The sequence below is a fragment of the Amycolatopsis sp. NPDC041971 genome (assembly GCF_055588925.1).
This window is the reverse complement of the sequence record NZ_JBVJCE010000006.1, coordinates 248,175-261,739: the sequence shown is the minus strand read 5'-3', so window position 1 is coordinate 261,739 and position 13,565 is coordinate 248,175. Positions and strand designations below refer to the sequence as shown.

The 13,565-nt window shown below is 67.0% G+C and carries 12 protein-coding genes; 8 read left to right on the top strand and 4 right to left on the bottom strand.

The annotated features are described in order from the left end of the window. Positions 1–76: 76 nt before the first annotated feature. From map to ACZ6DT_RS15595, 4 genes are all read left to right on the top strand, one after another. On the top strand, positions 77–895 hold the full coding sequence (gene map, locus ACZ6DT_RS15610; RefSeq protein ID WP_465594603.1) for a type I methionyl aminopeptidase: 819 nt from the start codon (positions 77–79) through the stop codon (positions 893–895). A gap of 156 nt (positions 896–1,051) precedes the next feature. Further along, the gene (locus ACZ6DT_RS15605) at positions 1,052–1,402 is read left to right on the top strand and encodes a beta/gamma crystallin domain-containing protein (protein ID WP_465594600.1); all 351 of its coding nucleotides are present in this window, start codon (positions 1,052–1,054) and stop codon (positions 1,400–1,402) included. Between the two features lie 56 nt (positions 1,403–1,458). Continuing rightward, entirely contained in the window at positions 1,459–6,303 is a 4,845-nt protein-coding gene (locus ACZ6DT_RS15600; protein ID WP_465594597.1) for a DUF6531 domain-containing protein, read from the top strand. A 195-nt stretch (positions 6,304–6,498) separates the two neighbouring features. Next, entirely contained in the window at positions 6,499–6,648 is a 150-nt protein-coding gene (locus ACZ6DT_RS15595; protein ID WP_465594593.1) for a hypothetical protein, read from the top strand. Between the two features lie 18 nt (positions 6,649–6,666). On the opposite strand, the gene ACZ6DT_RS15590 is transcribed toward ACZ6DT_RS15595, so the two are convergent. The 4 genes from ACZ6DT_RS15590 to ACZ6DT_RS15575 all read right to left on the bottom strand — a co-directional run bounded on the left by ACZ6DT_RS15590 (position 6,667) and on the right by ACZ6DT_RS15575 (position 8,559). Next, complete coding sequence (locus ACZ6DT_RS15590) at positions 6,667–6,834, bottom strand: hypothetical protein (protein ID WP_465594590.1); 168 nt, start codon at positions 6,832–6,834, stop codon at positions 6,667–6,669. Beyond that, positions 6,816–6,947 carry a hypothetical protein gene (locus ACZ6DT_RS15585; RefSeq protein ID WP_465594587.1) on the bottom strand — a complete coding sequence of 44 codons (132 nt, stop codon included), beginning with the start codon at positions 6,945–6,947 and terminating at the stop codon, positions 6,816–6,818. Before ACZ6DT_RS15585 ends, ACZ6DT_RS15590 begins: the two co-directional genes overlap by 19 nt. A gap of 253 nt (positions 6,948–7,200) precedes the next feature. Then, a complete protein-coding gene (locus ACZ6DT_RS15580) occupies positions 7,201–7,446 on the bottom strand; it encodes a hypothetical protein (RefSeq protein ID WP_465594584.1) in 246 nt (81 codons plus the stop codon). Positions 7,447–7,575: 129 nt separating this feature from the next. Then, positions 7,576–8,559: a helix-turn-helix domain-containing protein gene (locus ACZ6DT_RS15575; RefSeq protein WP_465594581.1), complete on the bottom strand. Its 984-nt coding sequence runs from the start codon at positions 8,557–8,559 to the stop codon at positions 7,576–7,578. 120 nt (positions 8,560–8,679) lie between these two features. Between ACZ6DT_RS15575 and ACZ6DT_RS15570 the strand changes: the two genes are divergently transcribed. The 4 genes from ACZ6DT_RS15570 to hypE all read left to right on the top strand — a co-directional run bounded on the left by ACZ6DT_RS15570 (position 8,680) and on the right by hypE (position 13,559). Further along, positions 8,680–9,270 carry an isochorismatase family protein gene (locus ACZ6DT_RS15570; RefSeq protein WP_465594578.1) on the top strand — a complete coding sequence of 197 codons (591 nt, stop codon included), beginning with the start codon at positions 8,680–8,682 and terminating at the stop codon, positions 9,268–9,270. 71 nt (positions 9,271–9,341) lie between these two features. Next, positions 9,342–11,081 carry a pyruvate dehydrogenase gene (locus ACZ6DT_RS15565; RefSeq protein ID WP_465594575.1) on the top strand — a complete coding sequence of 580 codons (1,740 nt, stop codon included), beginning with the start codon at positions 9,342–9,344 and terminating at the stop codon, positions 11,079–11,081. Positions 11,082–11,890: 809 nt separating this feature from the next. Continuing rightward, complete coding sequence (locus ACZ6DT_RS15560) at positions 11,891–12,481, top strand: cysteine hydrolase family protein (RefSeq protein ID WP_465594572.1); 591 nt, start codon at positions 11,891–11,893, stop codon at positions 12,479–12,481. Between the two features lie 52 nt (positions 12,482–12,533). Further along, a complete protein-coding gene (gene hypE, locus ACZ6DT_RS15555; protein ID WP_465594569.1) occupies positions 12,534–13,559 on the top strand; it encodes a hydrogenase expression/formation protein HypE in 1,026 nt (341 codons plus the stop codon). The last annotated feature ends 6 nt before the right edge of the window (positions 13,560–13,565 follow it).

Below are 13,565 nucleotides of genomic sequence, written 5' to 3'. Positions count from 1 at the left end.
CGACCTGGTTGGTATTATTATACCGGCAAATGCTAGGGTGCCGGTATAATAATACCATCGGCTACGCGAGGACCCCATGATCGAACTGAAGACGCCCGCCGAGATCGACCGCATGCACGTGACCGGACGTTTCGTCGCCGAGGTGCTCACCGAGGTCGGCAGGCTCGCCGACGTCGGCGTCAACCTGATGGACCTGGAACACCACGTGCGCGGCATGATCGAGCGGCGCGGGGCGGAGTCGTGCTACTGGGACTACGCGCCGTCCTTCGGCAAGGGTCCCTTCCGCAACGTCATCTGCCTGGCGGTCAACGATGCCGTCCTGCACGGCCTGCCCCACGACTACATCCTGCGCGACGGAGACGTGCTCACCGCGGATCTGGCGGTGAAGATCAACGGCTGGGCGGCCGACTCGGCGCGCACGATCATCGTCGGGACGCCCGCCGAGGAGGACCTCCGGATCATCCGCGCCACCGAGGAGGCGTTGGAGGCGGCGATCGAGGTGGCGCGTCCCGGCAACCGGCTGGGTGACATCTCCGCGGCCATCTGGGCGGTCGCTCGCGACCACGGCTATCCGGTGAACACCGAGTTCGGCGGCCACGGCATCGGCCGCACCATGCACGAGGACCTTCACATCCCCAACAAGGGCAAAGCGGGTCGCGGCCTGAAGCTCCAGCCGGGATTGACCGTCGCGCTCGAACCCTGGTTCGCCCGCACCACCGACAAGATCATCTTCGACGACGACGGCTGGACCATTCGTTCCGCCGACGGCTCACGCGCGGCCCACTCCGAGCACACGGTGGCCATCACCGAAGACGCGCCCTTGGTACTCACCCGGCGCGAGCACGAGACGTCCACCGCCTTCGTGTCTACAAAGGACTCCGAGCACGCCGAGTGATCTTCGGCACGCGCTTGCCTTTTCGGACAGCGTCGATGTGGCGCGACAGGCAGCGTCGCGATCTTTCCTTCCTCGCCACCCCAGCGTGGATACGCTCGCCCGTGCCCAGCGCGGAAACCGGGCGACCATTCCTGCGAGGAAGGAAATCCTGCCACCATGCGAAAGAGTCTCAAGAGGCTTTCGGTCGTCGGCACGGCCGCCCTCGGCCTGCTCGTCGCGATTCCGGCCAGCCCCGCCTTCGCCATCGGCGAGGTCGCCTGTGGCAACAGGGACGACTTCCTGAAACTGGACATCTCGTTCGGAAACGGGATGGGTACCGACCGGTGTTCCGCCAACGGCGGCGTCACGGGCACGAACATCGGTGGCGTCTACAACATCTACTCGGGCAACAACAAGGCGACCGTCAACTGCGAGCGTAACGGCCGCTACGAGTCGACCACTCTCGGATATTGGCAGGGTGTCGGCTTCCCCGGCATCGTGCGGGTGTACGAGGTGCGCATCTGGTGACGATCACCTGAACCGGGGTCGGCCGCGGCCGTTTCGGCCCATGCTTGAATCAAGGCATGAGCAATCCGTTGGTCGCGCCGGTCAAGGACTCGACGACGGCGGTGTCGGGCGTGCCGTTGCTGGAAGGCGCGCTCGACCTCAAGTCGGCGATCGAGAGTGGCGACTGGGCTTCGGTCGCGATGGGCGCGGTGGGCACCGCGCTGGACGCGCTGACGGCCGCGATGGACCCGTTCGGCGCGGTTTTCGCCGCCGGCGTGGGCTGGTTGATCGAGCATGTGGGCCCGCTGAAGGAGGCCCTCAACGCTCTCACCGGCAACGCGGACGAGATCGCGGCGCAGGCGGAGACCTGGACGAACATCGCCAAGGAACTCGGGACCGTTTCGGTCGAGCTGGTGGATCTGGTCGACAAGGATCTCGGCGGCTGGACAGGGCAAGCGGCCGACGCCTACCGTGAACAGGCCAAAAACACCTCCACGCTCATCGAAAGCGCCCAGAAGGGGAGCGAGGGCGCGGGCAGCGGAGTGAAGACGGCGGGAGAGGTCGTCGCCGCGGTCCGGACACTGGTCCGGGACATCATCGCCGAGCTCATCGGACACCTGATCTCGTGGGCGCTGCAGGTGGTGTTCACGCTCGGCATCGGGTTGGCGTGGGTGGTGCCGCAGGTGGTGGTGGCGGTGGCGAAGACGGCGTCGAAGATCGCAAACCTCACCACGAAGCTGGTGAAGGCGCTCAAGGGTCTGGTCCCGCTGTTGAAGAAGGCGGGCGATCTGTTCGACGACGCCGGGAAGGCGTTGAAGAACCTCAAGGGCGGGACGGTCAAGCCCGTCGGCAAGCCCAAGGACATCAACGGCAAATCCCCCAAACCCAAACCCAAACCCGACGACGACGGCACCAGTCCCTCTGGCGACCACACCGGCCCGTCCGGCGACAAGGGCGGCTCCGGCGGGGACAAGGGTGGTTCGGGCGGCGGGGACAAGAACGGCGGCACCGGCCCGGCCGGGGACAACGTCACCCCGTCGGGGGCCGGCGGCAGCCGTGGCGGCGGAAGCGACGGAAGCCCGCCCCCGGCCCGAACCGACCCTCCGCCCAAGCAGTCCGCACCCGACGAGATGAACCTCTGTGGCGACCCGATCGACATCGCCACCGGCGAGGTCGTGATGGTGCAGGACGACCTGTCCCTGGCCGGGCCACTGCCGATCCGGATCCGCCGCACCCACATGTCGAGCTACCGGGCGGGCACCGGCTTCGGCCGCTCTTGGGCGTCGACGGCCGATCTGCGACTGGAACTCACCGCAGAACACGCCCGTTTCTTTTCCGACGACGGCACGGCCCCGACGTTCCCGTTGCCGGAGCCAGGCCGGCCCACGGAATCGCCGTCCGGGCCTTCGCGAGCCCTGCTCGTGGACGAGACGGGCACCTATCGGCTGGAGACCTGGGATTCCGGGATCACCCTGTACTTCGCGCCGGTCCCGGGTGCGCCGTCACGTGTGCTGCCACTGACCGCGTTCGAGCTCGGCGAGGACGGGCCGCGGATCGAGGTGGATCACAACGTCGACGGCGCGGGCGTGCGCTGGCGGCATTCCGACGGCCGGATGCTGGAGATCGACCGCGACCGCGGCCGGATCCAGGCCCTGCGGATGACCGATCCGGTGCGGGGCCAGAACGTCGTCGTCATGCGCTACGGCTACGACGACGCGGGCAACCTCACCGAGGTGACCAACTCCTCCGGCCGGGCCCTGCGGTTCGACTACGACCCCGACGGCCGGCTGGCGGAATGGCAGGACCGCAACGGGATCTGGTACCGCTACGTCTACGACGCGGCCGGTCGCTGCGTGCGCACGGTCGGGGATCGCGGGTTTCTCGACTGCGCCTTCGAATACGAGCCGAACCGGACGCGCTACACGGATTCCCTCGGCCATGTCACGGTCTTCGAGCTCGACGCCGCGCATCACGTGGTGCGCGAGACGGATCCGCTGGGCGCGACCACCGTCTTCACCTGGGACGAACGGGACCGGATGCGGTCGAAGACCGATCCGCTCGGCCGGACCACCCGGTTCACCTACAACGCCGAGGGCGAGATCTCGAAGGTCATCCGGCCCGACGGCAGCGTCGTGCTGGTGAACCGGTCCGAGGACGGCGCGGTCGACGGGCTGGTGGCCGACGAAGGCGACCACACCCGCTATCGGGCCTACCCGGACGGTCTGGGGCCGGATCCGCGACAGGATCCGGTCGGTGTGTCCGGCTCGATCAACCTCGACACCGGCCCGGAATCCGGCGACACCAGGACCGAGGACCACGACCTGTTCGGCAGGCCGCGTTCGGTCCCGCACGGCAGGGGACGGGCCCGGATCGGCTGGACCGTGGAGGGGCTGCGGGCCTGGCGGGTCGGTTCGCTGAGCGAGCGGCAGAGCTGGCGCTACGACAGCGAAGGCAACGAGATCGAACACGTCGACCCGGCGGGGCGCACGACCCGCCGCGAGTACGGCCCGTTCGACATGTTGACCGCGGAGATCGATCCGGCGGGTGGGCGGACCCAGTACACCTACGACACCGAGCTGCGGCCGGTCGTGGTGACCAACCCCAACGGACTGACCTGGACCTACGAATACGATCCGGCGGGCCGTCTCGTTCGGCAAACCGATTTCGACGGCCGGGCGCACACCTACGCCTACGACGCGGCAGGGCAGCTGATCCGGTCCGTCGACCCCGCCGGGCGGGTCACGGAATACGGCTACGACCTGATCGGGAACCTGGTCCGGATCCGCACCGACGACACGGCGACCACCTACGCCTACGACGTGGTCGGCGAGCTGGTCCGTGCCGACGACGGCGAGTCCGTGGTGGAGTTCGAACGGGACGACAACGGCCGGATGGTGCGCACGGTCACCGACGGGCTGGAAGTCGTCTTCGCGTACGACTCCGCGGAGGGGACCATCAGCCGCCGAACTCCCTCCGGCGCTACCAGTGTGTGGTCTTTCGACAAGGAGGAACGGCCCAGCACGCTGTCGACCGCCGAGCACGTCGTCGACTACGCCTACGACGCCGAGGGCCGTCCGATCGAGCGACACGTCGACCAGGGCGCCCGGTTGCGGCAGCAGTTCGACGCCGACGACCGGATCATCGGCCAGACCTTCACCGACGCGGCGGGCACCGTGCTGCGGCACCGCGAGTTCGCCAGGTCCGCCGACGGCGACCTCACCGCGATCCGCGACGCCGCGGGAGGCGAGTCCTTCGGACGCGACGCGGCCGGGCGGATCACCACCCACCTGGTCGGTAACGTGCGCGAGGACATCGCCTACGACCGCGCGGGCAAAGTCGTGCAGTGGGCCACCACGAACGCCGCGTATCCCGAAGCCGGGCCTCGCGCGTACGACCGCAACACGATCGCCAGCGCCGGAGTGGTGCGCTACGAGCACGACGTGAGCGGACGGCGTACCGCCCGGCGCGAAGGCGACCGGATGTGGCGGTACGAGTGGGACGCGCGCAACCGGCTGACCGGTCTCACCACGCCGGACGGCCGCCGCTGGCGGTACCGCTACGACCCGCTCGGCCGTCGCACGGCGAAGGAACTGCTCGCCCCGGACGGCCGGGTCGCCGAGCAGACACGCTTCGTCTGGGACGGCAACTCGCTGATCGAGCAGGCGCACACCGGCCCCGCAGGTGTCACCGTCATCACCTGGGAGCGGCGGCCGGACACTGAGGAACCCGTCACCCAAACCGAGCACGGCAACGCGTCGGCGCGGTTCCGCGCTTTCGTGAACGACTCCATCGGTACGCCGACCGACCTGCTCGACCCGCTCGGCACGCCGAGCTGGAGCGGTCGCTGGACACTGTGGGGCCTGCCGTTGACCGGGTTCCCGGGAACGCCGCTGCGGTTCCCCGGCCAGTACCTGGACGCGGAAAGCGGGCTGCACTACAACCTGCATCGCTATTTCGATCCGGCCACCGCGCGATATCTCAGCCAGGATCCGCTCGGCCTCTCCGCCGGACCCGATCCGGCCGGCTACCCGCACGACCCGACCTCGGGCTCGGATCCGCTCGGTCTGGTGTGGTGCCCCAAGAAACGCAAGCACGTCGACGGCCCGGACACCAGCGGGACCGGCCACAACGCGGGCAACACCGGTGGCAGCGCGAAACGTCCGCGTACCGAGAACGACAACGCCAATCGCGGCGGCCGCACCAAGAACCAGGCGGGCACGGCCGATGAGGTCCGGGCCACCTACGACAAGAACTCCACCCGCGGGAAGGACTTCGTCAACACGCCGGACCCCAAGCAGGTCACCGACGTGGACGCGCTGAACAAGAACGCGATCATCCGCAACAAGACGGACCAGAACGGGGAGGTGTACGGGGAGAACAACCTGAGCGACAAGCTGGTGGAGACCCTGGAGAACACCCCGAAGAGGAACCCGAAGCCGGGCGAGAGCCCGTTCCTGAGCGCCGACGAGAAGTGGATCCGGGGACACCTCGAGAACGGCGACATGGGCGGACCGGGCACCTCGGACAACATGATCCCGCTGACGCACACCGCGAACATGAACTACAAGAAGCTCGAATCGAGCCTTCAGACCTACGTCGACCTCAAGAACCCCCTGGCGAACCGGGACGCTTCCGACATCGGCATCGACTTCCGGGTCAAGCCCAGCGACGAGGTGAAGTTCCCCAAATCGGACAACGACTTCGAACGCGGCATCCGCGACCACGTCGAGATCAACACTCAGTACACCGGCATCACCCCGGACATCGCCAAACGGCTGATGGACAGCAAGATGGACGTCCCGCTGCCGGATCTGCCCCCGCTGGGGACCAAGTTCGACACCATCAGCGGCAAGTTCACCAAACCCGACGGCACCGAGTGGATCAAGAACCCGAAGGGCCACGACCTCAGTCAATACCTGTGAGCGCTGGGGTGGCGGCGCCCCAGCGGGTTTGACATGCGCTGAACGGAGCCTGCCGGCGGAGTTGTCACCTGTCGGCGGATTTCCGTCGCGCACTGGGTGAGTTTCGGCTGAAACCTCCGGATACGGCCCGTCACCGCGGCGCGGCCGTTAGAGTGAACGGTCGCTGTAGTCATCACCCTTGAGGAGCAGTCGTTCATGATCGCCGAGAGCGGGAACCAGCAGAGCGTGACCTTCCCGCAGGAAGCCACGCCGATTTTCGACCTGGTCGCGAAGATGGTGTCGCACCTGCAGACGGAGGACGAGCACGACTTCGACCGCGAAGCCGGTCTCGCGACAACCGCGTAGCTTCTGCGAAGAGGTCATTCAGACGGCTTGTCCGAGGTATGGACGCGAAGTTTCGCGATCTCCAGCCGGGGCGTCCGCGGCCGTCAGTTCGGGCCCTGTCCTGGTGTGGCCCTGGTCGGGCGGGATCGTGACCACGGCGGCCCCGACGATCTGCTGCGCCATCCCGATCAGACCGGAGTGATCCACGACGAGTCCGCTCGGGCGGCGTTCACGGCCAGGTCGGCGAGTTCCGCCGCGTGTGCGGCGACTACCAGATGAGCCCGGCTGGCCGCGGCGGAGACCAAGTGCCTTGTGGTCACCTTCCACTCCTGGCGGCCTGCCGAGGGGTGGTGCTGCGCCGGGCCGATCTGGTGGTGCCGCACAAGGAGGGCGCCACCGTGTCCTACTCCCTCGCCAGTCCATCGATCGCCGAACTGCTCGCCATCGCGCGGGATTCCGACCGGAGTCGTCACCGGCCGGCTGGAATTTCTCGACGATCCGCGGAGTTCGACTTATTCTTTCGGCGACTTGCATTCGTCGGAAACCGATTGAAAGGGAACATGCGCGCCGTCGTCATCGATTTTCCTTGTCGACATCGGCGCCCCGCTCGTTCAATTCGGAATTGTCCTCGTCGTCTCGGGGGAGTCCGCCGTCACCGGCGGCCGCCCTTCTCGTTTCCTCGACCAGGGAGTCGAAAATGGGAGTCCCGCCCAGATCCACATGGTCCTCCGTCGTGAAGGTCTTCGTGCCCGGGTCATCTTGCCCTGGATCGGGTTCTTCGATCCAGTTTCGCCAGGTAATGCACTCGATAGAGATCACCCTCCGGGGTGAGCTATTCACCGATGCGAAAAGCAAGTGTAGAGCACGACTCTTTCCAGGCTCGCACAGCTTCGCCGGTTCGCGGAAACAATGATTCCGCTTTTCCGGTCGCGTGCGGAAAAGGATTCCTCACCGGACGGAGGCGGCGAGTGAGGTGGGCATACCGCCGGAGAACTCGACCCGGTAGCGGGTCGGTGTGGTCCCCAGCGCGGCGGCGAAGTGCTCGCGGAGACGGGCGGGCGTGCCGAAACCGGACTGCGCGGCGATGGCGTCGATACCGAGGGCGGTCGTTTCGAGAAGGTGCCGGGCCCGCGCGAGGCGTTGTGCGACGAGCCAGTTGTGAACGGTGGTCCCGGTGCGGGCACGGAACGAGCGAGTGAAGGTGCTCCGGCTCATATGTGTCCGGGCGGCGAGTCCGTCGATGGTGTGCGGTACGTCCAAATGGGACTGAGCCCAGTTCATCACCTGGGTCAGCGGATCCTCGTCCTGCGCGGGCACGGGAAGCTCGATGAACTGGGCCTGACCGCCAGGGCGATGCGGCGCGGCGACGATCCGGCGGGCGACGCCGTTCGCGACGACCTGACCGGCCGTACGGGCGAGCAGATGAAGACAGGTGTCGATTCCGGCGGTCGCACCTGCGCCGGTCACGACGTCGCCTTCGTCGACGTACAACTCTTCGGGACGCAGTTCCACCGCGGGGAAGCGCCTCCGGAACGTTTCGACCCACTTCCAGTGGGTGGTCGCGGCGCGCCCGTCGAGGATGCCGGAGTCCGCGAGCGCGAAGACCCCCAGGCAGAGTCCGACGACGAGTGCGCCGCGTTCGTGCGCGGCGCGCAAAGCGGCGGAGACGGGCGAAGGTGTCGGGGTTTCCGGGTCGGACCACCACGGCACGACGACGATGTCGGCCTTCGTGAGCGCGTCGAGCCCCGCGGGGACGTCTATCGCGTAACCGCCGCTGGTCTCGAGACGGCCCGGCTCGACGGCGACGACCGTGATCGGCCACGGCTCCATGTCACCCGCCGGAGACTCGGGTCCCCACACCAGCGACGGCACGGCGAGGTGGAACGGGCTGACCCGCTCGAACGCCAGGACGGCCACATGCGGAGCACTCATAGATCTCTCCTCTCGCGGATGTCGGCCGATCTCGACCAGAGCCGACCCGAATCCGTATCTCGGTATCGAATCGGGTCAGCCACGATGGTAGCCGTACCGACGGAAAGCGAAGGAAACAAAATGACCAGCACCACTCTCCGCGAGATCAGCACCCTGCCGACGACTCCCGCGGCCCTCGCGGACGCGACGGTGATCCTCGTCGACTACCAGAACACCTACACGCGTGGCGTGATGGAACTCGACGGCTGGGAAGCGGCGCTCGACGAGGCGGCGGCCTTGCTGGCGCGTGCCCGTGCCGAGGGCGCGACGATCATTCACGTCCTGCACGACGGCGGCGAGGGCAGCCCGTACGACCTTCAGCAGGACATCGGCCGGATCCACGAACGGGTCGCCCCCGCCCCGGGTGAGGAGGTCGTGGTGAAGACCGCGCCGAACTCGTTCGTCGGCACCCGGTTGGGGGAATTGGTCGACGCGGCCGGGCATCCGAACGTCGTCGTGGCCGGGTTCATGACCCATATGTGTGTCACGTTCACCGCGGAGGGCGCGTTCCTGCGCGGAAACGCCCCGACCGTGGTGGCGGCCGCTTGTGCGACGCGTGCGCTCCCGTCCGTCGCCGGCCCGGTGACCGCGGCGGAACAGCATCGTTCCGCCCTGGCCACGATCGGTGATCTCTACGCGGTCGTGGTCGGTTCCACAGCCGAGCTCGGCTAGGTCCTGCGAGGCGGGGCCCTCACGTGGATCATGAAGGGCAGTCCCACCGCCGGAGTATCGAAGGGGTCGTGATGGCCAAGCTCAACGTCGCCGAGCAGTTCGTCCAAGTCCTGGTGCAGGCCGGGGTGGAACGGATCTACGGCGTGGTCGGAGACAGCCTCAACCCCGTCGTCGACGCCATCCGCCGTACCCCGGGCATCGACTGGGTGCACGTACGGAACGAGGAGGCGGGCGCGTTCGCCGCGGCCGCCGAGGCCCAGCTGACCGGAAAGCTCGCGGTGTGCGCCGGCAGCTGCGGTCCCGGCAACACGCATCTGGTGCAGGGTCTTTACGACGCGCATCGCACCGGTGCTCCGGTGCTCGCGCTCGCCTCCCACATCCCGTCCGGCCAGATCGGGACGGGGTTCTTCCAGGAGACCCATCCCGAACGGCTGTTCGTCGATTGCAGCGGCTACTGCGAGCAGATCAGCCGGCCTGCTCAGATGCCCAGGGTGCTGCGGATCGCCATGCAGCACGCGTTGTCCCGCGGCGAGGTGTCGGTGCTGGTGCTGCCCGGCGACGTCGCGCAGCTCGAGGCCACGGAGCCCACCGGTAGCGGGGTGCCGGTCACCGAACACGGGACGGTCATGCCGCCCGACCCCCAGGTGGCACGGCTCGCCGAGTTGATCAACGAGGCCGAAACCGTCACGGTGTTCGCCGGAGCCGGCGTGCGAGGCGCGCACGCCGAGGTGATGGAACTGGCCGAGACCGTCCAAGCACCGGTCGGCCACAGCCTGCGCGGCAAGGAATGGATCCAGTACGACAACCCCTATGACGTCGGAATGAGCGGGCTGCTCGGCTACGGCGCCTGCTACCGGGCCATGCACGATGCCGATCTGCTACTCCTTCTGGGCTCCGATTTCCCTTACGACTCCTTCCTTCCCCAGGCCCGGACCGTGCAGGTCGACCACGACGCGACCCGGCTCGGCCGTCGCACCCCGCTGGAACTGGCGGTGCACGGCGACGTACGGGAGACACTGCGAGCCGTGCGGCCGCTCCTGCGACGCAAGACCGATCGGACGTTCCTGGACCGCATGCTGCGTGAGCACTGCAAGACCCTGGAGCAGGTCGTCGACGCCTACACCCGAAACGTCGAACGACACGTTCCCATCCACCCGGAGTTCGCTGCGGACCTGCTGGACGAACTCGCCGCCGACGACGCGATCTTCACGGTGGACACCGGCATGTGCAATGTGTGGGCGGCCCGGTACCTCACACCCAATGGGCGCCGCCGGGTCATCGGGTCGTTCCTGCACGGCACCATGGCCAACGCGTTGCCGCACGCCATCGGCGCGCAGTTCGCCTACCCGGGACGTCAGGTCGTGTCGATGTCCGGCGACGGTGGACTCGGCATGCTGCTCGGCGAACTGCTCACCGTGGCCTTGCACGACCTTCCGGTCAAGATCGTGACGTTCAACAACTCCTCGCTGGGCATGGTGAAACTGGAGATGCTGGTCGACGGCCTGCCCGACTATCAGACCGACCACCGACCGGTCGACTTCGCCGCCATCGCCAGTGGTGCCGGTCTGCGAGCCGAGCGGGTGACCGACCCGACCCGGCTGCGCGCGGCTCTCAAGGAAGCGCTGAGCCACGACGGTCCCGCGCTGGTGGACGTCGTGACCGATCCGAACGCGCTGTCCGTCCCGCCGCACATCACCGCCGGGCAGCTCGGCGGATTCGCGTTGGCCGCGAGCAAGGTCGTCCTCGAAGGTGGTGTCGGCCGGATGATCGACCTCGCCCGTGCCAACCTTCGCAACATCCCCCGGCCATGAGCGAATTGCGCTGACCTCAGCCGAGGAAACTCGATCTTCGCATCGTTTCCAGTACATGAAGGCCCCCTTCCTTGCGCCTAGGTGCAAGAAGGGGGCCTTCATGTACGACCCCTTCGCCTGTGAAGCCGCCGTGTCCTGGCACCCTGACCTGAATAACGCATTGGACATAACACGAAGCCGTCCGGGTTCGCCGTTATTTTCGAAACCGCGACAGAAATACACTCCAGCCAGGGTGCGCATGTCGTAGCGCTCCTTCTTCGGCGTTCGATGGCGAAAGTCGAGTGATCTCGTCGCGACGAGCATGGCAACGAAATGCTCAATGAGCCATTCGCGGTAACGAATCGCCGCATATGTCGCAGCGGACGCCCGGTTTCGCAGTCGGCGAGACGGTTCAACACACACGATCCCAGGGGATGGCAGGCCAGTCTCCTCGGCCTTGATCCTTTGTGCTGCTGCGGAATTCGGAGCTCTCGGCGTCCTGGATCGACCGTCGCCGGAGCACGTATCCGTACCTCGTGAAGCTGAATTCCATGGAATTCACAGCCGTCGGCGCAAATGATCTTTTCGAGTGAAACCGAGGGCTTGACAGGGCGAGTTCCACTGAGTAAACAAAGGTGTCGTCGGATTCTGAGTGCCGGCGATCTGGGTGGGTATTCGAATAAGAGGGGGCACTGGGGGAGCGGGTCTTCTGACGGGACTCGTTTTTGCGCCATTCTCGGGAAGGCCTTTTGGGTCGGCCCGCTCGATCGCCTCCGCATGATTCCGTGCGTAATTTCTCCATCGGTCATTCCTCTAGGCAAGGAGCTGTCATGGGAAAAATCGCCGTTCTCACCAACGATCTCCAGGGTGACGTGGTCTACCTGACCCCCGAGCGCACGGCGGTGATGGCCGACGCGCAGCCCCACTACATCGCCTTCCTGGACGAGATGCGGCGCCGGGGGCACACGGTCTACCACCTGCAGCTGATCAACCTGCCCGACGACCCGAACGCGAACCGCAGGGCGGACGGCACCCTCCCGCTGCAACGCGACACGGAGGGCGCGGCGATCCTGCCCGCCTTCCTCGGTGAGGGTGACGTCATCGTGGAGAAGAACAAGGACAGCGGTTTTTACGAGACGAAGATGCACGAACTGCTTCAGGAAGCAGGCATCGAGACCATCGTGGTCACCGGGCTTCAGACCCAGATCTGCGTCCAGACCACCGCCGCGGACGCGTTCTTCCGCGGTTACAACGTCTGGGTTCCCTCCGAATGCGTCGTCTCGGACAAACCCGAGGACCGCGACCGGTCGCTGAGCTGGCTCGCCGGGTACTGCGCCACGGTCGCGAGCTCGAAGGAGATCTTGGAAACCCTCGACACCAAGGGTGAACTGCCCCGGATGGTCGTGAAGACCCTTCCTTGAGCCCAGTCCGACGGGCTTCCGGCCCCTCGCGCGAAGAAAGGAAGGACGCCCGATGGCAAGCTCGGTGACCGGCCTCGGCGAGGTCGTTCTCGATCATGGAAGTGGAGCCAAGCTCAGCGGTGAGTTGATCTCCTTCGTCGTCGAGGCCCTCGGCGAGGTGTACATCGGCGAGATGGAGGACAGCGCGGTGCTGTCCGTTCCCGCCGGCCGGATCGCGATGACCACGGACTCGTTCGTGGCCGATCCACCGTTCTTCGGCAACGGCGACATCGGCAAGATCTCGGTCTGCGGCACGGTGAACGACCTCGCCGTGGTCGGCGCCCGGCCGCTTTACCTGACCCTCGGGATGATCCTCGAGACCGGGCTGCCGATGGCCCGAGTCCACCAGGTGTGCACCTCGATCCGGGAAACGGCGCTCGAGGCGGGCGTGCAGATCGTCTGCGGGGACACCAAGGTGGTCCGCAAGGGCGAGGTCGACCAGATCTACCTCAACACGGCCGGTATCGGCGTGTTCGAGCGTGCGCCGCTGCGGATGCGCGATGTTCGGCCCGGCGACCGGGTGATCCTCAGTGGACCGATCGGCAATCACACGGTGCACCTGCTCTCAATCCGCGAAGGCCTCGGCTTCGAGCAGCGTGTGCTCAGCGATTGCGCACCGCTGAACGGCCTCATGGACGTCCTGCTGAAGACCGTCGGAGAGGGCGCGGTGCACTCGGTCCGGGACGTCACCCGCGGTGGGCTGGCCGCCGTCCTGCACGAGTACGCGAGGGCGTCCGGGCACGCCGTCAGGTTCGAGAAGGACAGGCTCCCCATTCAGTTCGAGACCGTGATGGCCACGGACATGCTGGGAATCAACGCGATTCACGCCGCCAATGAGGGTTGTCTGTGCTTGTTCGTCGATCCGGCGGCGGAGCAGGACGTGCTGACCGTGCTCCGCTCGCACAAGTACGGCGCCGAGGCGACGACGATCGGCGAGGTGACGGCGGACGCGGATCCGCTCGTCCTGATGCGCGACGCGGACGGACGGGACTCCGTGGTCGAGGAACTCCAAGGCGCCGAACTGCCGCGCCTGTGCTGAGCCGGG